This is a genomic window from Megasphaera sp. An286 (assembly GCF_002163455.1).
GTDB classification, from domain to species: domain Bacteria; phylum Bacillota; class Negativicutes; order Veillonellales; family Megasphaeraceae; genus Megasphaera; species Megasphaera stantonii.
This window is the reverse complement of sequence record NZ_NFIY01000007.1, coordinates 1-21,231: the sequence shown is the minus strand read 5'-3', so window position 1 is coordinate 21,231 and position 21,231 is coordinate 1. Positions and strand designations below refer to the sequence as shown.

The window sequence follows — 21,231 nt, the reverse complement described above, 5'->3', positions numbered from 1 at the left end:
TCCTTATTCTCCTTGTTTCAAGATATATTGAACGGCATAATAAATGGCCCGAGCCGCCGCCCGGCGCTTGACCTCCGCCCTGTCGCCGGGATAGATGTCGCGATGGGATACGGTGCCCCACGGCCCGTCTATGCCCGTATATACGAGGCCTACAGGCTGCTCTGCCGTACCTCCGTCCGGTCCGGCGATGCCCGTCGTGCTGATGGCGACATCCGAGCCGTACAGCCGCCTGCTGCCCTGGGCCATTTCGCAGGCCGTCTGGGCGCTCACTGCCGTATACCGTTCCAGCGTCTCATGAGATACGCCGAGTATCTGTTCTTTCATTTTGTTGCAGTACGTACCGGCCGAACCGCGGAAGTAGGCTGACGCGCCGGGCACGTCCGTAATCAGGGAGCCGACGAGGCCGCCCGTACAGGATTCAGCCGCGCTGATCGTCAAATTCCGGCGCAGGGCTTCCCTCCCCAATACGTGAGCGACTGTTTCATCGTCGTAGGCTACGGCCGTCCGCTGCAGGCGGCGGCGCATTTCTTCTTCCAGCGGCGACAGCATGGCCTTAGCCTCCGCTTCCGTCCGGGCCCGCGCCGTAATGCGCACTTCGACGAATCCCGGACGGGCGTACATGGCAATCGTCGGGTTTGACTGCTTCGTCACTAAATCCATGAGCTTTTCTTCAATGAAGGCCTCGCCCATGTCGTAAATCTTGATGTACAGCGACTGGATATAGCCCTGGGAGCCAAAGGTACGAAGCAAATAGGGCTTCAGCCGGTGCTCGTACATCCAGCGCATTTCCGTCGGCGGCCCCGGCAGGTGGACGAGGAGCTTGCCGCCCTTATGGATGGCTACGCCCGGCGCAGTGCCGGCTCCGTTGGAAAAGATATCGGCTCCGGCGGGAATCATGGCCTGACGCTTCTGGTTTTCCGTCAGCTCCCGGCTGGGATGATGCTCCTTCACCCACTGGAGTATGCCTTCGACGATGTCGGGGTGATATTCCAGCGGCGCATCCATGACCTTGGCGCCGACGATTTTCGTCACGTCGCCCTGCGTCGGCCCGAGGCCGCCCGTCGTGATGACGATATCGGCCCGCGCCAGGGCCGTGCGGAATACCTGCTCCATCCGCTCGGGATTATCGCCGACCGTCGTGTGGTATACGACGGAATAGCCGAGCCGATTGAGTTCTTTAGACAAATACCGCGAATTCTCGTTGACGATTTCTCCGAGCAGCAGCTCCGAGCCCGTCGTAATAAGTTCTACTAACACTGAATTCACCTCGCCGTCATACCAGCTCCGCCACTAAATCGTAGGCGAAGCCCTGAACGATGCGCACCTGCACCATATCGCCGGGCTGCACCGCTTCCGCATCTTCCAGATAGGTCAGGCCGTCTACTTCCGGAGCCTGCACCTCGATACGGCCTACGGCCTGACGCACGCCGCCTTCTTCCTGAATGCTTTCGACGAGGAAGGTATGAATCGTCCCTTCCAGCTCCTGATTGCGCCGTTCCGATACCTTGGCCTGGATGGCCATAAGGGCGTGATACCGTTCTTCCTTGACGTCTTCCGGAATCTGGCCGTCCATCCGTGCCGCCGCGGTGCCTTCCTCCTGGGAATAGGTAAAGACGCCGACGTCGTCGAATTCCGTTTCGTCGACAAAATCGCACAATTCCTGGAATTCTTCTTCCGTTTCACCGGGGAAGCCGACAATAAAGGTCGACCGCAAGGTCAGCTTACGTCCATGGCTGCAAAGCTTTTTCATCAAATTGCGCACGTCTTCTTCCGAATCGCGGCGGTTCATGCGTTTCAGCACGGACTGGGAAATGTGCTGCAGCGGCAGGTCGACGTAGGGGCAAATCTTCTCTTCTTCGACGATGAGATTCATCAATTCATCCGTAAAATAAGACGGATATAAGTAAAACAGGCGGATCCAGCGGACGCCGTCTATTTTAACCAGCTCCCGCAGCAAATCGGGCAGGAGAGACCGGCCGGCCAGATCGACGCCGTAGCTCGTCGTATCCTGGGCGATGATATTAATTTCCTTCACGCCGTCGGCTGCCAGCTGCTTTACCTCTTCAACGACCGACGCGACGGGACGGCTGCACAAGCGCCCCCGCACGTGCGGAATGATGCAGAAGGAACAACCGTTGTTGCAGCCTTCGGCGATCTTGACGTAGGCGCTGTACGACGGAGTCGTGCGCATGCGGCTCGTGTGCTCGTCATACAAGTGGCTGACGTCGTCCATGAAGCAGGCCCGTTCGCCCTGATTCGCCGCCTCGACGGCCTCCCATATCCGGTCCCACGAGCCCGTGCCCAACACGGCGTCGATTTCAGGCATTTCCTTCAGCAATTCTTCCTTATACTGCTGGCTGAGGCAGCCCGTCACGATCAGCAGGCGGCATTTGCCCGTCTTTTTATATTCGGCGGCCTGCAGAATCGTATTGACCGATTCTTCCTTCGCCTTTTCAATAAAGGTACACGTATTGACGATGATGATATCGGCTTCGGCCAAATCGTCGGTAATTTCCATCTGTTTATCGCGGAGAATGCCCAGCATTACTTCCGTATCGATGAGGTTTTTCGAGCAGCCCAGGCTGACGAATCCAATTTTTTCCATTTACGGCTCCTTTCCGAAGCGGACCGACTTAATCCACCAATCCTGCAGGGACCGGCGGCCTTCGGCCGTATATTGTTTTTTCACAGGGAACAGCGCCAGGCCGTCCCCTTTCGCGTCCAGGACGTTCTTTCCCGTATCGCTGGTATAGGTCAAATAGATGTGATTTCTGCGCAGGATAGCGTCTACGTCGTCCGAAAACAGCCAGTTCAGGAAGGCGTAGGCCATTTCGCCGTCGGTGCACCACTTGGTAATAGCCGCGCCGGTCAGCCAGTACGACGTGCCGTCGCGCGGATAAATAATATAGATCGGCGCGCCGTCTTTGCTGTACTGACGGGCCATAGCCGCGTCGACGACGCCGGCGTCGGCGTCTCCTCCGGCTACGATGCGCACGTTCGACGACATAGACTGGGAATAGGACGTCACGTGGCGCTGCAGCTCGCGCAGATATCTTCCCGCGCCGTCTCTGCCCCGCATTTCCACAAAGGAGCAGAGGAAATCGCCGGCCATATCCATGGCCGCCAAGTCGGGAAAGACGAGGGTCAGGTTCGGGTCCTGAAACAGTTCGTCCCACGTCTGGGGGGACAATCCGTTGCGTTCATAATAGCTGCTGCTGATGATAAACACCATGGGATTCAGCCACAGTCCGGTCCAATACCCGCCGGCATCCTTCAAGGCCGGCGGCACGGCGTCGGTCTGAGGCGACGTATAGGCCTGAAGCATGCTGGCCTTCTTTTGATCCTGCAGCACTTGCTCCGACGCGATGATCATATCCGGCGGCGACGCCAAATCCGGCGTCTTCAGGAGCCGTCGGATCTGCCCGTCCGTGCGGGTCTGTACCTGCACGCGCCAGCCCGTCTTTTTATAAAATTCGTCGGCCAGTCCTTTGTTTACGTCGTCGGGCATGGCCGAATACACGACGAGATGCCGTTCGGCTTCATACGCGGCCTGCTCCTCCGCCTGCTTTTGTTTTTCCCATACGTAGCAGCTCAGTCCCAGCAGGGCCAGGATGAACACCGCCACGGCCATCAATGGCATATATCGTTTCATTTTCTTCCCCTCGTATCCCTGCGCCTCGTCTTCTTCGGCGGCTGCAATCTGCCGCCGCGGCGCTGCGGCGTCTGTTCCGGCCGCGCCCCTTGAAGACGGCGCGGCGGAATGAGACATTTCGGTCCAAAACCGATGAGATCTCGCCGTCCGGCCTGGCACAGGGCCTTGTACACGATGTCGTAGTTCGCCGGGTTCTTATACTGCATAAGAGCCCGCTGCATCTGCTTTTCTTCCGGCCTGCGGGCGACGTATACCGTTTCGCCCGTCAGCGGATTCATTCCCGTATAGTACATGGCTGTCGACAAGCTGCCCGGCGTGGGAATAAAGTCCTGCACCTGCTCGGGCTGCATATGCATGTCCCGCAGAAATTCGGCCAGCTCCACGGCGTCGCGGAGCGTGCAGCCCGGATGGCTAGACATAAAATACGGCACGAGGTACTGTTTTTTGCCCAGCTTGCGGTTCGCCTCGTCAAACCATTCCTTAAATTTCAAAAAGGCCTGTACGTCAGCTTTTCCCATCAAGTCCGTCACGTGCTTGACGACGTGCTCCGGCGCTACTTTCAGCTGGCCGCTGACGTGATACTGACACAATTCTTCAACGAATTTCTTATTATGATCCGCCAGTACGTAGTCATACCGCAGCCCCGAGCGGACAAAGACCTTTTTCACGCCCGGAACCTGCCGGATTTCCCGCAGGAGTCGGCGGTAATCCTCATGGGACGTATCGAGATTCGGGCAGACTTCGCTGCCGATGCAGTGGCGGTTGCGGCAAGCGCCGGATATGCGCTGCTTGCCGCAGGCTTCATGACGGAAATTGGCCGTCGGGCCGCCGACGTCGTGAATGTATCCTTTAAAGTCAGGCAGCTCGGTCATCCGCTTCGCTTCCCGCAACAGCGATTCGTGGCTGCGGTGCTGGATAATCCGGCCCTGATGGCTCGTAATAGCGCAAAAGTGACAGTGGCCGAAGCAGCCGCGCTGGCTCGTCAGGCTGAACTGTACTTCCTGCAGGGCCGGCACGCCGCCGGCCTCGTCGTACATGGGATGCCAGCGCCGCTGAAAGGGCAGCTCGTAAATGGCGTCCATTTCCTCCGTCGTCAGCGGCAGGGCCGGCGGCGTCTGCACGACAAAGCGGTTTTCCGACGGCTGGATAATCGTCCGGCCGTGATAGGGATCCTGCTCTTCATATTGGATTTTAAAGGCCTCGGCAAAGGCTTTTTTGTCGTCCCGGACCTCTTCATAGGACGGGCACATGACGGCTTTATCCGACAAGGGCGCGCGGCTCGTCACATAGCAGATGCCGCGTATGTCGTACATTTCCGCCGTCGTCTTCCCTTCGGCCAGGGCATCGGCAATCTCGGCGACGGACCGCTCACCCATGCCGTAGCTTAAAATATCGGCCTTGCTGTCCAACAAGATCGAATGGCGGACCTTATTGGACCAGTAATCGTAATGGGCGAAGCGCCGCAGACTGGCTTCAATGCCGCCGATGATGATCGGCACGTCCTTATAGGCTTCGCGCATGCGGTTGGCGTAGACGATCGTCGCCCGTTCAGGCCGGCGTCCCGTTTCTCCTCCCGGCGAATAGTTGTCGCGGCTGCGGAACTTCTTCGCCGCAGTCTTTTCATTCAGCATGGAGTCGAGATTTCCCGCCGTAATCAACGCCGCCAGGCGCGGCCTGCCCAAAGCCTTGAAAGGCTCTGCGCTGTGCCAGTCCGGCTGGGATATGATGCCGACGCGGTATCCCCGGCTCTCCAGGACGCGGCCGATGACCGCCGCGGCAAAGCTGGGGTGGTCGACGTAAGCGTCGCCGTTAATATATACGAAGTCGAGTTGGTCCCAGCCCCGTTCTTCCATATCCCGGCGGCTGGTCACTAAAAATTGACTGCTCATACTTCTCCTCTTATATCATAATCCACACAATTAACAGCAGGAACAGAATCACGCCGGCAATAATCGTAATTTCCGGCCATTTTCCATTTCTGCTTTTTTTCTTCCCTTCCTTGTGTTTCGTTCGTTTCTTGTCTTTGCCCCGGCGTACGGGCACGGCGGCCCGCACCTCCGGCTGCGGCGTCCGCCCGGTCAGGGACGCCTTATAGGTGTCCACCAGCGCGCCGCCGTCCATTCCCAGGCAGTTTCCGTAATTCCGGATAAAGCCCTTGACGAAGACGACGCCGGGAATATCGTCATATCTATCTTCTTCCAGCGCGGCCAGGTACTGGCGCTTGATATTCAACGCATCGGAAATTTCCTTCAATGTCCGCCCCTGCCGTTCCCGTTCCATTCGTAAAACTTCTCCAACAGTTGGCACTCTATCCCCTCCTCTTACGTTGTATCTTTTTATTATATACCATATGGCAGAAGATGGGAACTGTTCTACATATTGCTCAAATATTTCTGCTGCACCTCGTCGGCAGTCATCAATATATCTCTGGCCTTGCTGCCGTTATTCGGGCCGACGATGCCCATGGCTTCCATCATGTCAATCATGCGGGCGGCCCGGGTGTAGCCGACGCGGAACCGGCGCTGCAGCATGGAGGCCGACGCCTGTCCCGTTTCCAGCACCATGTCGATAGCCTGGGGCATGAGGTCGTCTTCAAAGAATTCGCCTTCTCCGCCGCCGTTTTCTTCCTGGGCCTTCTGGACGGACTCGCTGTACTGCGGACGGCTCTGGGCTTTGATGTATTCGACGACCTTGTCGATTTCCCCGTCGGAAATAAACGCGCCCTGGACGCGCAGGGGCTTCGATGCCCCCATGGGATAAAAGAGCATGTCGCCCTTGCCGATGAGCTTTTCCGCGCCGGCCATATCGAGAATCGTCCGCGAATCGACCTGGCTCGATACGGCAAAGGCAATGCGGCTCGGCACGTTGGCCTTAATCAAGCCGGTCAGCACGTCGACAGACGGGCGCTGCGTCGCCAGGACGAGGTGCATGCCGCAGGCCCGGGCTTTCTGAGCCAGACGGCAAATCGATTCTTCTACGTCGCTGGACGCGACCATCATCAAGTCGGCCAATTCGTCGATGATGATGACGACGAAGGGCATGGCCGTTTCCGGATGCAGCTCGTTGTACCGCGAAATATCGCGGGTCTTCGTGTCGGCAAACCGCTTGTAGCGGTCGTCCATTTCCCGCACGGCCCAGCGAAGGACGCTGGCCGCTTTCTTGGGATCCGTCACGACAGGCGTCAGCAAGTGGGGCAGGCCGTTATAATTCGACAATTCGACGACCTTCGGGTCGATGAGGATCAGCTTGACGTCTTCCGGCCGCTGCTTAAACAAGATGCTGGCGATGAAGGTATTGATGCATACGCTCTTACCAGAACCCGTCGAGCCGGCCACGAGAAGGTGGGGCATCTTCGTCAAATCGGCGATGACCGGATTTCCGGCAATGTCCTTGCCCAGGCTGACGGGCACGCCGCCGGCGGCCAGGCGGAAGGCGTCCGTGTCCAATACGTCACGGAGCATGACGCCGGACAATTTTTTATTCGGCACTTCGATGCCCACGGCGGCCTTGCCAGGGATCGGCGCTTCAATGCGGATATCCGTCGCCGCCAGCTTCAAGGCCAAATCGTCGGCCAAATGGACGATCTTGCTGACCTTGACACCTGCCGCCGGCTCTAATTCATAGCGCGTAACGGCCGGGCCCTGGCTGGCGTTCAGGATTTTGGCGTCGATGTTGAAGCTCTGCAGCGTTTCCTGCAGGATGCGGGCGTTCTGCCGCACTTCGTCGCTCACGCCGCCGCTCTGCTCCTTGCCGTGCTGCAAAATAGACAACGGCGGCAGGCGGTACGTCCGTTCCCCCTGCGCCTTGGGCACTGCGCTGGCTCCGACCGGGCCGATATCGGCCGCCGTCGCCGTCTGCTCTACTTCGACGGGCTTGATGTGGGCCAGCTCTTCGTCCAGCACGTCCGTCGTATCAGCGAGACACGGCCGTTCGTCACCGGCCTCTTCAGCGTCACAGTTCTCATCTTCCAGCTCATAGGCCCGTTCGTCTTCCGGCAGCTCATAAGCCTCCTCCCGGACTATATCGGCATCGTCGGCCAAATCGACGCGCGCCGCGCCGCTTTCAGCATATACAGGCGTATAGGCCACGTCGTCTTCCCCTTCCCCTTCAGGCGGCGCAGGCTCCAACGGCACGGGCGTCTTCGGCAGGTCCAAGGCCGCCCGTTCTTTTTCTTCTTCCTTTTGAAAATCAAAAATATGGGGCCGGTGCCATTCTTTTAAGGCCGTAGACGCGCCCTGCAGGCCTTCGACGGCCTTGTCCGACATTTTGGACACTTCCTCCGACGCCTTATGCGACACAATCGTCACGGGCTTGGAAATAGACCATTTTTTCCATATAATCGCCGTCACGACGCAGGCGATGATGAGCACCAGCACGGCGCCGAACTGTCCCAGGAGCTCCCGCAGGGCCGAAGACAGCACCGCCCCGATGAGGCCGCCGCCGACGCGCAGGCTCGCCGGCATAAATTCCGTCCCTTCAGGAATAAAGACGACGTGAATCCAGGTCAAAAATAAGCTGTATATCCAAAACCCGACCAGCCATTGCTTCGTAACAGGGCAGGCCTTGCGGACCATGATGTACTTCAGCCCCAGCACGATGAGGGACAGGGACGCGACGATGCGGCCGAAGCCAAAGCCATAGGCCAGCAGCCCGTCCAGGGAATAGCCGACGCTGCCCGTGTCGACGCCGATAATACCGATCGTCGCAAAAATTCCCAAAAAGATACAGACCAATCCGATAATTTCAAATTTCAGCAGGGACGTGCCTTGCTTCGCCGTCCCCGTTTTCTTTCTCCGTCCCGCCGTCCGGCTAGTCTTGCGGGTCTTACGTTCTGCCATTCCATTCACCTTCTATATCTCACTTGCCGCCCCGCCGTTCTCGCCAGCGCGCGGCTATGTCCTTTTCCTTGCCGTAAGCCGACGGCTTGTAATAGGTCTTGTCTTTCAGCGGGTCCGGCAAATACTGCTGTTCTACCCAGCCGCCGGGGAACGAATGGGGATACTGATACCCCTCGCCCCGTCCCAGGGAAGCGGCGCCGCTGTAGTGGCTGTCCCGCAAATAAGCCGGCACGTCGCCGCAGCCGCCGCGGCGCACGTCGGCCAGAGCCGCGTCGACAGCCATGTAGGCGCTGTTGCTCTTCGGCGCGCAGGCCACGTACACGACGGCTTCCGCCAAGATAATCCGGCCTTCAGGCCAGCCGACGAACTGCACGGCCTGAGCCGCCGCGTTGGCAATGACCAAGGCCTGCGGGTCGGCCAGCCCTACGTCTTCGGCGGCGCAGATGACCAGCCGTCTGGCGATAAAGGAAGGCTGCTCGCCCCCTTCGATCATGCGGGCCAGATAGTGGAGGGCCGCGTCGGGGTCAGAACCGCGCATACTCTTGATGAAAGCCGACGCCGTATCGTAATGGGCGTCGCCCTTCTTATCATACGTATACACCTTGCGGCCGGCCACCTTTTCTACGACGTCATGGCCCAGCTCTCCCCCGTCGGGCACGAGCATCGCCGCCTGTTCCAGCAGGTTCAGCCCTACGCGGGCGTCGCAGTCGGCCAGGCGGGCAATCGTCCGCAGCACCTCTTCCGACGCGGCGAGGTGATGAACGCCCAGCCCTTTTTCCGTATCCCCCAGGGCCCGCCGCAGCACAGCGGCGATAGCCTCTTCTGACAGTGGCGACAGGGGCACGACGCGCAGCCGCGACAGCAGGGGCCGGTTGACTTCAAAATAGGGGTTCTCCGTCGTCGCGCCGACGAGGATTACCGTACCGTCTTCCACATAAGGCAGCAGGACGTCCTGCTGTCCCTTGTTGAAGCGATGAATTTCGTCGATAAATAAAATCGTCCGCCGCTGATACAGGTGTACGGCGTCCTTCGCTTCCTGAATAACCTTGCGCAGCTCCGCCGTGCCGGCCGTGACGGCGTTCAGCCGGACGAAGCGGCTGTTCGTTTCGCAGGCGATAACGTGAGCCAAGGTCGTCTTGCCCACGCCCGATGGCCCGTACAGCAGCAGGGACGGAATGGTATCGCGCTCGATCATGGCCCGCAGAAACGTCCCCGGCCCGACAATCTGTTCTTGTCCGTATATTTCATCTAATACCTGCGGCCTCATCCGGACGGCTAAGGGCTCAAAGGATGCCTTCTGCCGCTCGCTGGCCATAGAAAATAAATCGTCTCCGCTCATTTGTTTGCTCCTCAGACTAAATAGAACGCCGCCAAGAAATCTTAGCGGCGACATGTATGTAAAACGTACGTATTATGAACAAGAAAAGAAGCCCCACCATGCCGTTTATAAACCGAGTTTTGAGCCTGCCTAAGCAGGTGGGTGTCCTCCTACAGAGGTCAGCAGTCCAGTGAAGGCATTGCTTCGCTATGCAGAGTCCGGACTCCCAATGTAAAAGATGTTGGTTCAAAACATCGAGACCATTTACGTACACAGTAGGGTTTTCTCTTGTTCCTAGTATAATAAAAAACGATTGTAAAATCAAGCCTTGACAATTTATTCCTCTTTGTTCCATGCATATTTCTTATGCATTTAAGAAATACTTGTACGAAAAAGCAAGGAATATCTTGTATTGCAGGACTTGATAAACGAAAAAAGCTGCCGGGACGAGCCGTGCAGCTTTTTCCGTCACATCGGGACTATGTGAAATAGGTCCCTATTATTTTAATACGCTCTTTACCGTGTTGGCTACGTTTTCTGCTGTAAAGCCGAATTTTTCGAAAAGCAGTTCTGCCGGAGCCGAAGCGCCGAAGCCCTGCATCGTAACGGTCGCGCCGTCGAGGCCGACGTATTTGCCCCAGCCGAAGTCGGAAGCCGCTTCTACGGCTACGCGGGCGCGGACATTGGCCGGAAGGACCTGAGCCTTGTAGGCGTCGTCCTGCTGTTCGAAGAGTTCCATGCAGGGCATGCTGACGACGCGGACGTCGACGCCTTCTTTCGCCAGCATATCCTTGGCTTCTACAGCCAAAGATACTTCGGAGCCGCTGGCGATGATGATTGCGTCAGGCGTTTCCTTCGCCGCGTCGGCTACGATATAGCCGCCCTTCAGGGCTTCCTTGCTGCTGCCGGCAAGCTGCGGCAGGTTCTGTCGGGTCAGGACGAGAGCCGTCGGCGTTTCCTGGCTCGTAACGGCCAGATACCAGCCGGCAGCCGTTTCCGTCGCGTCGGCCGGACGGAATACGTTGACGTTCGGCGTAGCCCGGAGCATAGCCAGCTGTTCGATCGGTTCGTGCGTCGGGCCGTCTTCGCCGACGCCGATGCTGTCGTGGGTCAATACGTAAGTCGTCGGCAGCTTCATCAAAGCGGCCAGGCGAATCATCGGCTTCATGTAATCGCTGAATACGAAGAAGGTGCCGGCATAGGGACGGAGGCCGCCGTGGAGAGCCAGGCCGTTGGTCATGCCGCCCATAGCCAGTTCGCGGACGCCGAAGTGGAGGTTGCGGCCGCCATAATTGCCCTTGCTGAAATCGCCGGCGTCGTCCATGTACGTCTTATTGGACGGAGCCAGGTCGGCGCTGCCGCCGATGAGCTGCGGCACGAGGTCTTTCAGGCGGTTGATCATGATGCCAGACAGGTTGCGCGTGGCCTGCGGCTTGTCGGCGTAGGCCCAGAAGTCTTCATTTTCCAAGAGAGCCTGCGCGTCTACGGCGCTGTGGAAGGCGTCCCATTTCGCTTTCATATCGGGATATTTCGCTGCGTAGTCAGCAAACAAGGCGTTCCAGGCATCTTCTGCCGCCGCGCCCTTTTTGCTCAGTTCTTCGTAATGAGCGTAAACTTCGTCGGGAACATAGAACGGTTCCGTGCTTGGCCAGCCGAGGTTTTCCTTCATGGCGACGATGTTTTCTTCTCCCAATGGCGAGCCGTGAGCCGAAGCCTTGCCCTGCTTCGCCGGGCAGCCGTAGCCGATCTGGGTATGAATCGTAATGAAGGACGGATGTTCCCTATCGGCTTTCGCTTCTTCAATAGCTTTGCCGATAGCTTCCAAATCGTTGCCGTCGGCAACGTCCAGCGTCTGGAAGCCGAAGGCCTGCATCCGTTCCTGCACGTTTTCCGTAAAGGCGATATCCGTGCCGCCTTCGATGGAGATGTTGTTGCTGTCGTACAGGACGATCAGCTTGCTCAGGCCCAGCGTGCCTGCCAAAGAGAAGGCTTCCGAGGAGATGCCTTCCATCATGCAGCCGTCGCCGCCGAGGACGAAGGTGTAATGGTCAACGACGGGATATTCGGGCTTGTTGAATACGGCTGCCAAATGAGCTTCGGCCATTGCCATGCCGACGGCCATGGACATGCCGGCACCCAGGGGGCCCGTCGTAGCTTCTACTCCGACGGTGTGGCCGTATTCGGGATGGCCCGGCGTCAGGGAGCCGTCCTGGCGGAACTGCTTCACGTCGTCGAGGGTCAGGCCGTAGCCGAAGAGGTGCAGCAGCGAATAGAGCAGCATGGAGCCGTGGCCGCCGGACAAGATAAAGCGGTCGCGATCGGCCCATTTCGGATTTTTAGCGTTGTGCTTCATATGGTTAGCCCACAATTCGTATGCAATCGGCGCGGCGCCCAAGGGAAGGCCCGGATGGCCGGAGTTTGCCTTTTGGATGGCGTCTGCCGACAACACGCGGATTGCATTTACACAAGTCGTGTCAATTGTACTCATGATTTACTCTCTCCTTTATACATTCCTTATAAACATACATACCTTTATTATGGTAAACCCCGGCGATTCTGTCAATCCTCAATTCACAAAAAACAGAGACCGCTGCAGAATCGCCTTCATGTTCTCCGCCGGATAGGGTATAATGAAAACCGTACGGACATCTTGTCATCAGAAAGGACCTGTCATGGATAAAAAATATTTCTTTTTCGATATCGACAACACCTTAGGCCTCAGCATTTCCAGCATCATTCCGGCCGATACGGCCTACTGCCTGCGCCAGCTCCGGCGGCGGGGCCATTTCGTTTCCATCGCCACGGGCCGCCTGCAGTGCGACGCCCAGCATTTTGCCGACCGCTACGGCATTCCGGCCGTCGTATCCGACGGCGGCAGCAGCCTGTCTCTCGACGGCGAAATTTTGGAAATGGAAGGGCTGCCCCTGGAACCGTGCAAAGCCCTCCTGCGCGAGCTGGATGACCGCCGCCTTCCCTGGGCCGTCGTGACGGACAACACGATATGCCGCTATACGCCCTACGTCGACTACCCCTGTGCCGACCCGAAGAACTACATGAAAACGGTCGTGCGCCCCGTCGCTATCGACAGCCTCGACGCAGTCTATAAGATTACCTACGCCCGGCCGGCAGACGAACAAAACGAGCCGGACCGGCAGGGCCTTCCGCACCTGACCTACTTAGACCATACGTACCTCGTCGAGCCGACAGATAAGGGAAAGGGCATTCTCAACATGCTGAAGCGCGTCGGCGGCAGGCCCGAAGACGCCGTCGTCTTCGGTGACGGGCTGAACGACATTTCCATGTTCCGCAAGCCCTTCTTTTCCATCGCCATGGGCAACGCCAAGGCGGAGTTGAAAGAACGGGCCGACTATATTACAGACGACAACGACAAAGGCGGCATCCTTCATGCCTGCGTCAAATTCGGCTGGATATAACATGTTATAGGCACTACGACAAAATGGGCAGACCTGCGGGCCTGCCCATTTTTAGCTTTCTCTATAGAGTTGGCATTACATCCTCGACGCCAGGTCTACCAGGCGAAAGACGTCGTTTTTCTGTCCGTCGCCGCCGTCCTGTCCGCCATGAGGCGCGTCTTTCTTATGTTCCCTTGGCTTTTCATCTTCAGCCTCTTCGTCGCTGGCCGCCGCAGCTTCGTCAGCTTCTTCGCTGATGACGGCCTTCGCTTCGTTGAGCTGATGATTTTTAGCCAAGAAGGCGTCGCGCTCAGCCGGAGATACGACCTTAATCGTAATCTGCCCGTCGCCCTTGACGATGTAAGGCGTAGCGATAGACGACTTAGCGTCTTCCCTGTCGCCCGTATCGTTCAGTCCGCGCTTGTCGGGCTTGACGATATCCTTATTCTGCACCGGCGGTTCTTTGCCGCGGATTTTTTCCTTCACGACCTTTTCGCCGCCGTCGTCAATCATGCTGACGCCTTGCTGCAGGATTTCGATAACCAGATCGTTATTGGCGTCTTCGCCTTCGATGGTTTTCTTCAAATCGGCGAAATCCTTGTAATGGCGCAGCCGTTCGAGAATTTCGTCGGTCAGGTTGTAGCGCTGCTTTTCAATTAAATACGGCAGGGGGATCACGCCGCCGCCGCGGATTTCCAGGATCATATCGCCGAGGGGCTGGTCCTTGGGGACGGTGAAGCTCATAGTCTTTACCTCATCGGCGCCGCGGTACGGGTGAAGCTTGACCCGGAAATACACGTTGTCGCCGGGGCTGACGACGACGGGGGCCGCCGTCGCGTCGACGATGCGCGCTTCTTTCTTAGCCTGCGTAATGTCGACGTTCATCTCGATATCCAGTACGGGATAGTCGATGAATTCGTTGTGCTTAAGTATATCCAGCACGTTGTACAGCTCGTCGATGCTCTTCTCGTTGATATTGTCGACAGAGTAGTACATGTTGTGACGGCTGATGTCCTTATCCCGGCCGTTAGACGACCGGATCGTATAGGACAAGGTCGCCGTGCCGCCGCCGCTGCGGTCAATGGTCTTGTTAACCGTGTTGTACACCGTCGTGGCAGCCAGGACCGGCGTCAGCTCGTTGTCTTCAATGATCTTGACCCGCTTGACGTTATTCGCGCCCGTATCGGTGTCGCGGATATTGATGGTCACGGGGATGCCCGCCGTCAGCCGACCGTACAGGCCGGCAATGCCTGCTCCCCGGTCCTGATTGATGCGGCCGATTTCCGCGCCTACGGACCCCAGCTTGAAGGAACTAGACATATTATTGACAATCGTAAAAATATAGGCGTTGTGCATGAAGTAATTCATGCTGCCCTTTTTCAGGAACGGATGGCCGAAGGCGACGATGTTGTCGCCGTCTACGTAGGTCACCGTGCCGATAGCGCCCATCTTCATATCGCCGTTAACCAGCGACGCGGCTACGGAGCTGCCCGCTTCCAAAGGCGCAGGCGCTTCGTCGGCCGCCGCCGAGGCCGTATTGACGGGCATGAAGTTGTACTGCGGCAGCTTGGACGTCATCCATTCTGTCGACACGCCGTCGAAGCCGCTCACCATGAGAGGCGTCGCGATGGGAATCAGCGACGATTCCCTGGCGTTGAACGGACGGATTTCTTCCTTCGTCGGCACGTTCCACAGCTTGAGCATATCGCCGATAGGCGTAATCATGCCGACGCGGGAATTCGTAAAGGACCAGCCGTAGGCGATGGCCCCGACGAGCTTGCCGTCGATATACACGGGGCTGCCGCTCATGCCCTGGGCGATGCCGCCCGTTTCCTCTATGAGCGGCCCGGAAAACTTCGCCAGTATCAAATCGCCGGACGGGCCGCTGTTTTTCATGACTCCCAGTATTTCTACGGGAAATGTTTCTATCGTATTGCCATGAACTACCGTCTTAGCGTATCCCGTCATACCTTCGCGCACTTCGCTGACGTTCATGAAGTCCTGGGCAAAGGCAGTGAGAGACATAGCGCAGCAAACGGCAGCCAGGCATGTCCGCGCGGCGAGACGCCGCAGCATGCGTAATCGTATCATTAAGATTCTTTTCCTCTTATTTCTCTTCCACAATAATTACGGCAGTTCCCCGCTTGACAGCCGTTCCCGGGGCTACCAAAACCTGCTTTACGATGCCGTCGGAGGCGGCCCGCGCTGCCGGCATAGGGCCGGCCAGGGAATCGACGGTCAGCAGGACGTCGCCCTGCTTCACTGCCGTCCCGGCAGGAGTAATGGAAACGACCGTTCCGCCTAATACAGACGGATACGAAACGTCGGCGGCAAAGGCCGCCGCGGCGCTCATGCACAAGGCAGCGGAAACCATCAGGGTACGCAGCCATTTCATGTCAAATCCCTCCTTAGATACACGTTTATATATCTTCAAAACTATCTTTCAGCTGATTCATGGCCTGGAGCGACTTGCCGGCTCCGTTAGCCACGCACAGCAGCGGCTCGTCGCACAGGTATGCCGCCATGCCCGTCGTCCGGGAAATGAGGCGGTCCAGTCCGTCGAGGAGCATGCCACCGCCGGTCAGGACGATGCCGTGGTCGGCAATATCTGCCGCCAGCTCGGGCGGCGTCTTTTCCAAAATGGACAGGACGGCCCGCAAAATCCGCTGTATAGGCTCGTCCAGAGCCCGGCGGATTTCCTGGGAATCGATGTCCATGACGACGGGCAGGCCCGTCTCTGTACTGCGGCCGCGGACGTCCGCCGTGAGGCTGCGGCCGTCGGGCAGGGCCGTGCCGATGAGTATTTTCAGCTCTTCCGCCGTGCGGCTGCCGATGGTAATATGCTTTATCTTTTCCAAATAATGGATAATCGCTTCATCAAAGGTATTGCTACCGATGCGCAGGGATTCGCTGATGACGATGCCGCTGAGGCTTAAAATAGCCACGTCCGTCGTGCCGCCGCCGATATCGATGACCATGGAGCCGTTCGATTCGGCAATATCGAGACCTGCGCCGATAGCCGCCGCCAAAGGTTCCTCCATGACGACGGTTTTGCGGGCTCCGGCCTTGCGGGCCGCTTCCATGACGGCGCGCCGTTCGACATTCGTAATGCCCGACGGCACGCAGATAATGACCCTCGGCTTGAAAAACAACGCCTTGCCAATGGCCTTGCGGATAAAATACTGCAGCATGTACTCCGTCGCGTCGTAATCGGCGATGACGCCGTTCTGCATCGGATGGTAGGCGTGAATATGCCGCGGCGTCCGCCCCAGCATCGACTGGGCTTCCCTGCCGATGGCGATGACCTGGTTCGTCGCCTTGTCGACGGCGATGACCGCCGGCTCGTTGACGACGACGCCCTGATGCTTGACATAGACGAGGACGTTCGTCGTACCCAGATCGATCGCAATATCACTTCCCAGCCAGTTCGCCAGGGACAGCGAATGCGCCAGGCCGGAACGGGCTTTTTTCTTAGTTTTCTTCTTCGTCAATATTGACCCGAACAATATCAGCACCTAACCTTTGTAATTTCAATACGAGATTATCGTAGCCCCGGTCGATATGGTACAAGTACCCGACTTCCGTTTCGCCTTCAGCGACGAGGCCTGCCAGGACGAGAGCCGCGCCGGCGCGCAGGTCCGTCGCGTTGACCGCCGCCCCTTTGAGCTTCGGCACGCCTTCTACGATAGCACTGCGTCCTTCAATGCGGATCTTCGCCCCCATGCGCTTAAATTCGTCGACGTGCATGAAGCGGTTTTCAAAGACCGTCTCCGTAATGACGCTCGTGCCCTGGCAAATCGTCGCCAAGGCCATGAACTGAGCCTGCATATCGGTCGGGAAGCCGGGATAGGGCAGGGTCTTGACGTCGGCAGGACGCATGGGCAGATGCCCGATGACCCGAATGCCGTCGATATCCTCGATGACCTCGGCCCCTACTTCCTTCAATTTCGCCACGACGGGCTTCAAATGCTCCGACAAAGCGTTTTCTACGAACACGTCGCCGCCGGACATGGCCGCGCCGATCATAAAGGTGCCCGCTTCAATTCGGTCGGGAATAACCGAATGCGTCGCGCCGCGCAGCTCCTTGACGCCTTCGATGCGGATGACATTCGTGCCGGCACCGCGGATATTGGCACCCATGCTGTTCAGATAGGTCGCGAGGTCAACGATTTCCGGCTCTTCTGCCGCGTTTTCCAGGACGGTCTTTCCTTCGGCCAGCGAAGCGGCCATGAGAATGTTTTCCGTCGCGCCGACGCTGGGGAAATCGAGGTAAATCTGCGCCCCCTTCAGGCCGTTGGGAACCGTCGCTTCGATGTCGCCGTTTTCCAGGTTGATGACGGCGCCCATCGCCTCGAAGGCCTTCAGATGCAGGTCGATAGGCCGTGCACCGATGGAACAGCCGCCGGGCAGGGAAATCTTCGCCCGGCCTTTGCGAGCCAGCAACGGCCCCATGACCAGGAACGACGCCCGCATGCGCCGCACGAGATCGTACGGCGCCGACGTCGACGACAAATTCGACGCGTCGATTTCCAATACGCCCTTCTGCGGATTTTCTATATGAACGCCAAGAGATTCGATGACGTCGCAGACTGTATGGACGTCGTCTAATTTCGGAATTTCCGTCAATGTGCTCTTCGTCGTTCCCAGCATGGATGCGACGATAATCGGCAGCACGGCATTTTTAGCCCCGCTGACGCGAACAGTACCCCTTAAGGGCTTTCCACCATGAATAACCAGCTTCTCCAATTCCGGTGCCTCCTAAACAGAATTCGATATATAAGACAGGCAGGATGCTTCGGCAACTCAAAAGATGCGGCACTCTGCCTATTGTGATTTTATTTACTATCAAGTCATTGTACCATAAAAGGTAGGAAACTAAAAGAGGCGGACAGGGAAAAGATAAAGCTCTTACAAGCAATTTACCTTATGTAAAAGGATTTGTTATATATCATACTGCATCTTCGGTACGAAAGGAGCCGCCCGCTCCAGTACCGGCCCGTTCTTTCTGATCCAACTGTTACGCTCCTTCCCCTACTGTAAAGTAAAAATGGGGCTATCGCACGAAGATGAAATAATTCTTCTTTGGCGACAGCCCTGTTTATACCGGGGTATCAATCTCAGCGAATATAATGTTAATAACTTGTTGCAAAATATCGTCAGGTATTTGCTCTATGACTCGATAAGTTCTCGCCTCTATATCCAGCGCCCGGATATGCTCGCATAAAATGCATCCCGTGGTTTTCGTTCTTTCATCCAGCGGCACATGCAGAGGGAAATGATTCATCGTATTTGTGATAGGGCAAACAATTACCATGCTCGTCTTTGCGTTGAATGTGTCATTGCTAACGACAACGGCTGGACGATACCATGCCTGTTCATGTCCTGCGCGGGGATTTAAATTTACTTTGATAATTGTTCCTTGTTTTACCATATTTCCTTACCTACCGGGTCGCCCCAATCGATCGTTTCTTTTTCGTATGTGCCGTCATAATTAGCAAACAATTCCTCAATCGTCTTCCTCTTGTGCGTTTTGATGATCAGGTTGCCGTCCTGCGCAGACATTTCCACCACTTCGTTATCATCCCAATCCAGTATATCAATGATATTCTTCGGGATTCGGATGCCTTGAGAGTTACCCCATTTTTGAATTTTTACCGTAACAGCCATGCCTCTCACTCCCTTCTGTATATACATAGTATATACTACAAGAAGAAGAGCGTCAACGAATTTAAAATTCCACCGCTTCATACTTCAGCTCAAAAACGTCTTTTGGCATTATCTGCACAGTATCTTTGGTTCGGGCCGACTGCAAGTAACTGTACAACTTTTTATTTTATAATACTATTAGTCCTGAACAATAGCAGTATCTACTAACCAAGAGTTTTCTAATTGCAAAAAAGAGACTCCCTTGTGAGGAGTCCCTTCGCGTTATGCCGAACAGCATTACAAGTGAATGCTCCATTTCGCGCTCTTGTCGAAGCGGTGGAACGTGTCGATAAAGCGAATCGTGCCGCTCTTATAGCGCATGACGACGGAGTTGGTGCGGGCGCCGCCGCCGAAATACTGGACGCCGCGCATCATCGGCGTGTTCGTAATAGCCGTCGCCGAGAAGATGCAGTCGTCGCCTTTGACCAAATCGTCAATCGTCATGACCTTGTTGAGATCCATGATGCCCATTTCGTAGCACCGCTTCCGTTCTTCTTCCGTGTACGGAATCAGGCGGGCCTGCATATCGCCGCCGAGGCATTTGAGAGCCGCCGCGGCCAGTACGCCTTCCGGCGCGCCGCCAATCCCCATAAGGACGTGAACGCCTGAGCCTTCAATGCCTACGTCGACAGCCGGCGATACGTCGCCGTCCGTGATGAGTTTGATGCGCGCGCCGGCGTCGCGGCAGTCGTTGATGATTTCCTGATGCCGTTCGCGGTCGAGGATGACGACGGTCAGATCGTCAATGCTCCGTTCCAGCCCTTCGGCAATGCGGCGCAGGTTTTCCTGCACGGGCTTGTTCAAATCAATACGCCCCTTGGCGCGCGGCCCGACGCAGAGCTTTTCCATATACATATCCGGCGCGTGGAGCAGATTGCCCTTGCCGGCGATGGCGATAACGGCGATAGACCCATCCTGACCCTTTGCCGTTAAATTCGTCCCTTCCAGAGGGTCGACGGCAATATCCACCGGCGTGCCGCCGGCGCCGACTTTTTCGCCGATATACAGCATCGGCGCTTCGTCCATTTCGCCTTCGCCGATGACGACGGTCCCGTCGATAGGCACGCTCGACAAGATCGAATGCATGCCGTCGACAGCCAGCTGGTCTGCCCCCATCTTGTTGCCTTTCCCCATGAGTCGGCCTGCTTTAACGGCCGCCGCTTCCGTAACGCGAACGAATTCCAGTGTGAGCACTCTGTCCATATTCCTGCCTCCTGTTGCTGTACGATTAAGCCGGAGCCTGTACCTGTCCGCAAATCCGCCGGCTCGCCGGACCTGCGGCAGCATATCCCGCATCGTGCGATGCCTTTCTTGCTGTACTACTTCTACGCTGTCTGGATAAAGTCCTGCCCTAGGATTTGTATAAATATAGTACACTTTATTTAAGAGAAAGCACAAAAAAACGCCTGCCGAAGCAAGCGCCGCTTATGCTAAAAACGTAACTAGACGTTCTGTATGTAATTGACATCCTCCGCTCCGTCCCGTACACGATACAAAGAGGTGATGCGTACATCAAACGGCAGGCGGTAATCATGCCCCGGAAGCAGGGTAATGCGTATGGATTCTATCAATGCTACTCTAGTCTTACTGATAGTGTTGTTCTATCTCATTTCGCATAAACAAAAGTAGCCGCTCTGCTCCCCAGCAACTGCAACTACTCTTGTTCGTAAATAAATGGGGGCTAACCGTTTGTCGGCGCAGCACCTTATTTTTTCATCTTTATTGTACGAGATGATGGGATGTCCGTCAAATATCTTTTCTGTATAAGACAATGTCAAGTTGTTGTGGGGACAGCGTAAAATAATTGTGGGAAAACCTTAGTGTACAAAAGTTAAAGAATATATAACGTAACGAGAATGCTAGTGTCAACACGTTGCTGTATGCTGTCTATAACGTAACTGTAATAGTAATTTAACAGGTTGAGAGAACTATCAAAAATGGCTTATCAAAAAAATTCTCACAACAACTTTACACTATCACACTAACCGATGTACTTGTCAGCTCTATGATAACTCGGTATAATAAAGTTGAAAAAGGCATAGCACCGACAAACGGCTGCAGCCTCTTATAATCAGCTAGATGTAATTGCCAATCGTTGGGAGCTGCTGGCAGTTATCTCTTTTGTAACAAAAGTACCCATACGATACGAAGGAACAAAAAGATATTCATATCGTTCATGGGCATCAAAAAAGAACGGTTAATTGTAAAATGAATTTGAACAGGTAATCAAAAAACAAAAATCCATAGTGAAGCTTCATGTTAAAATGGTTTTGCGAGAAATCATCAACAAAGGAGCAATCACTA

The 21,231-nt window shown here is 56.2% G+C and carries 16 protein-coding genes and 1 other RNA gene; 1 reads left to right on the top strand and 16 read right to left on the bottom strand.

Annotated features, from left to right (window positions below):
• Positions 1-3: 3 nt before the first annotated feature.
• The 9 genes from B5F80_RS04670 to tkt form a co-directional block, all read right to left on the bottom strand.
• Positions 4-1,257, bottom strand: a complete 1,254-nt coding sequence (locus B5F80_RS04670) for a competence/damage-inducible protein A (protein WP_087477667.1) — start codon at positions 1,255-1,257, stop codon at positions 4-6.
• Positions 1,258-1,273: 16 nt separating this feature from the next.
• A complete protein-coding gene (gene rimO, locus B5F80_RS04665; RefSeq protein WP_087477666.1) occupies positions 1,274-2,605 on the bottom strand; it encodes a 30S ribosomal protein S12 methylthiotransferase RimO in 1,332 nt (443 codons plus the stop codon).
• A complete protein-coding gene (locus B5F80_RS04660) occupies positions 2,606-3,652 on the bottom strand; it encodes an extracellular solute-binding protein (RefSeq protein WP_087477665.1) in 1,047 nt (348 codons plus the stop codon).
• Positions 3,649-5,541: a YgiQ family radical SAM protein gene (locus tag B5F80_RS04655; protein WP_087477664.1), complete on the bottom strand. Its 1,893-nt coding sequence runs from the start codon at positions 5,539-5,541 to the stop codon at positions 3,649-3,651. The genes B5F80_RS04660 and B5F80_RS04655 overlap by 4 nt, the downstream gene beginning before the upstream one ends.
• Before the next feature lie 10 nt (positions 5,542-5,551).
• Positions 5,552-5,959: a helix-turn-helix domain-containing protein gene (locus B5F80_RS04650; protein WP_239386303.1), complete on the bottom strand. Its 408-nt coding sequence runs from the start codon at positions 5,957-5,959 to the stop codon at positions 5,552-5,554.
• 65 nt (positions 5,960-6,024) lie between these two features.
• A complete protein-coding gene (locus B5F80_RS04645) occupies positions 6,025-8,490 on the bottom strand; it encodes a DNA translocase FtsK (protein WP_087477662.1) in 2,466 nt (821 codons plus the stop codon).
• A 19-nt stretch (positions 8,491-8,509) separates the two neighbouring features.
• Complete coding sequence (locus B5F80_RS04640; RefSeq protein ID WP_087477661.1) at positions 8,510-9,829, bottom strand: replication-associated recombination protein A; 1,320 nt, start codon at positions 9,827-9,829, stop codon at positions 8,510-8,512.
• An 86-nt stretch (positions 9,830-9,915) separates the two neighbouring features.
• Positions 9,916-10,093, bottom strand: a non-coding RNA gene (gene ssrS / locus B5F80_RS04635) — 6S RNA.
• 214 nt (positions 10,094-10,307) lie between these two features.
• Positions 10,308-12,296, bottom strand: coding sequence for a transketolase (gene tkt / locus B5F80_RS04630; RefSeq protein ID WP_087477660.1), 1,989 nt, complete (start codon positions 12,294-12,296; stop codon positions 10,308-10,310).
• A 184-nt stretch (positions 12,297-12,480) separates the two neighbouring features.
• Between tkt and B5F80_RS04625 the strand changes: the two genes are divergently transcribed.
• Positions 12,481-13,242: an HAD hydrolase family protein gene (locus B5F80_RS04625; protein WP_087477659.1), complete on the top strand. Its 762-nt coding sequence runs from the start codon at positions 12,481-12,483 to the stop codon at positions 13,240-13,242.
• Between the two features lie 75 nt (positions 13,243-13,317).
• On the opposite strand, the gene B5F80_RS04620 is transcribed toward B5F80_RS04625, so the two are convergent.
• The 7 genes from B5F80_RS04620 to glpX form a co-directional block, all read right to left on the bottom strand.
• The gene (locus B5F80_RS04620; protein WP_087477658.1) at positions 13,318-15,312 is read right to left on the bottom strand and encodes a SpoIVB peptidase S55 domain-containing protein; all 1,995 of its coding nucleotides are present in this window, start codon (positions 15,310-15,312) and stop codon (positions 13,318-13,320) included.
• 16 nt (positions 15,313-15,328) lie between these two features.
• Positions 15,329-15,616 carry a hypothetical protein gene (locus B5F80_RS04615; protein ID WP_087477657.1) on the bottom strand — a complete coding sequence of 96 codons (288 nt, stop codon included), beginning with the start codon at positions 15,614-15,616 and terminating at the stop codon, positions 15,329-15,331.
• Positions 15,617-15,641: 25 nt separating this feature from the next.
• Positions 15,642-16,736, bottom strand: coding sequence for a rod shape-determining protein (locus B5F80_RS04610; RefSeq protein WP_275533089.1), 1,095 nt, complete (start codon positions 16,734-16,736; stop codon positions 15,642-15,644).
• The gene (gene murA, locus B5F80_RS04605) at positions 16,693-17,967 is read right to left on the bottom strand and encodes a UDP-N-acetylglucosamine 1-carboxyvinyltransferase (RefSeq protein ID WP_087477655.1); all 1,275 of its coding nucleotides are present in this window, start codon (positions 17,965-17,967) and stop codon (positions 16,693-16,695) included. Before murA ends, B5F80_RS04610 begins: the two co-directional genes overlap by 44 nt.
• 352 nt (positions 17,968-18,319) lie before the next feature.
• Positions 18,320-18,652 (bottom strand): type II toxin-antitoxin system PemK/MazF family toxin, encoded by a 333-nt coding sequence (locus B5F80_RS04600; RefSeq protein WP_087477654.1) that lies wholly within the window; start codon positions 18,650-18,652, stop codon positions 18,320-18,322.
• Complete coding sequence (locus B5F80_RS04595) at positions 18,646-18,888, bottom strand: AbrB/MazE/SpoVT family DNA-binding domain-containing protein (protein ID WP_087477736.1); 243 nt, start codon at positions 18,886-18,888, stop codon at positions 18,646-18,648. The genes B5F80_RS04600 and B5F80_RS04595 overlap by 7 nt, the downstream gene beginning before the upstream one ends.
• Before the next feature lie 276 nt (positions 18,889-19,164).
• A complete protein-coding gene (glpX, locus tag B5F80_RS04590; RefSeq protein WP_087477653.1) occupies positions 19,165-20,130 on the bottom strand; it encodes a class II fructose-bisphosphatase in 966 nt (321 codons plus the stop codon).
• Positions 20,131-21,231: the final 1,101 nt, after the last annotated feature.

What these genes read in the sequence shown, in the direction of transcription:
- rimO (WP_087477666.1), bottom strand. Translation starts at nt 2,605, where the DNA reads ATGGAAAAAATTGGATTCGTCAGCCTGGGCTGCTCGAAAAACCTCATC.
- glpX (WP_087477653.1), bottom strand. Translation starts at nt 20,130, where the DNA reads ATGGACAGAGTGCTCACACTGGAATTCGTTCGCGTTACGGAAGCGGCG.
- tkt (WP_087477660.1), bottom strand. Translation starts at nt 12,296, where the DNA reads ATGAGTACAATTGACACGACTTGTGTAAATGCAATCCGCGTGTTGTCG.
- B5F80_RS04655 (WP_087477664.1), bottom strand. Translation starts at nt 5,541, where the DNA reads ATGAGCAGTCAATTTTTAGTGACCAGCCGCCGGGATATGGAAGAACGG.
- B5F80_RS04645 (WP_087477662.1), bottom strand. Translation starts at nt 8,490, where the DNA reads ATGGCAGAACGTAAGACCCGCAAGACTAGCCGGACGGCGGGACGGAGA.
- B5F80_RS04615 (WP_087477657.1), bottom strand. Translation starts at nt 15,616, where the DNA reads ATGAAATGGCTGCGTACCCTGATGGTTTCCGCTGCCTTGTGCATGAGC.
- B5F80_RS04660 (WP_087477665.1), bottom strand. Translation starts at nt 3,652, where the DNA reads ATGAAACGATATATGCCATTGATGGCCGTGGCGGTGTTCATCCTGGCC.
- B5F80_RS04595 (WP_087477736.1), bottom strand. Translation starts at nt 18,888, where the DNA reads ATGGCTGTTACGGTAAAAATTCAAAAATGGGGTAACTCTCAAGGCATC.
- B5F80_RS04640 (WP_087477661.1), bottom strand. Translation starts at nt 9,829, where the DNA reads ATGAGCGGAGACGATTTATTTTCTATGGCCAGCGAGCGGCAGAAGGCA.
- B5F80_RS04625 (WP_087477659.1), top strand. Translation starts at nt 12,481, where the DNA reads ATGGATAAAAAATATTTCTTTTTCGATATCGACAACACCTTAGGCCTC.
- B5F80_RS04600 (WP_087477654.1), bottom strand. Translation starts at nt 18,652, where the DNA reads ATGGTAAAACAAGGAACAATTATCAAAGTAAATTTAAATCCCCGCGCA.
- B5F80_RS04620 (WP_087477658.1), bottom strand. Translation starts at nt 15,312, where the DNA reads ATGATACGATTACGCATGCTGCGGCGTCTCGCCGCGCGGACATGCCTG.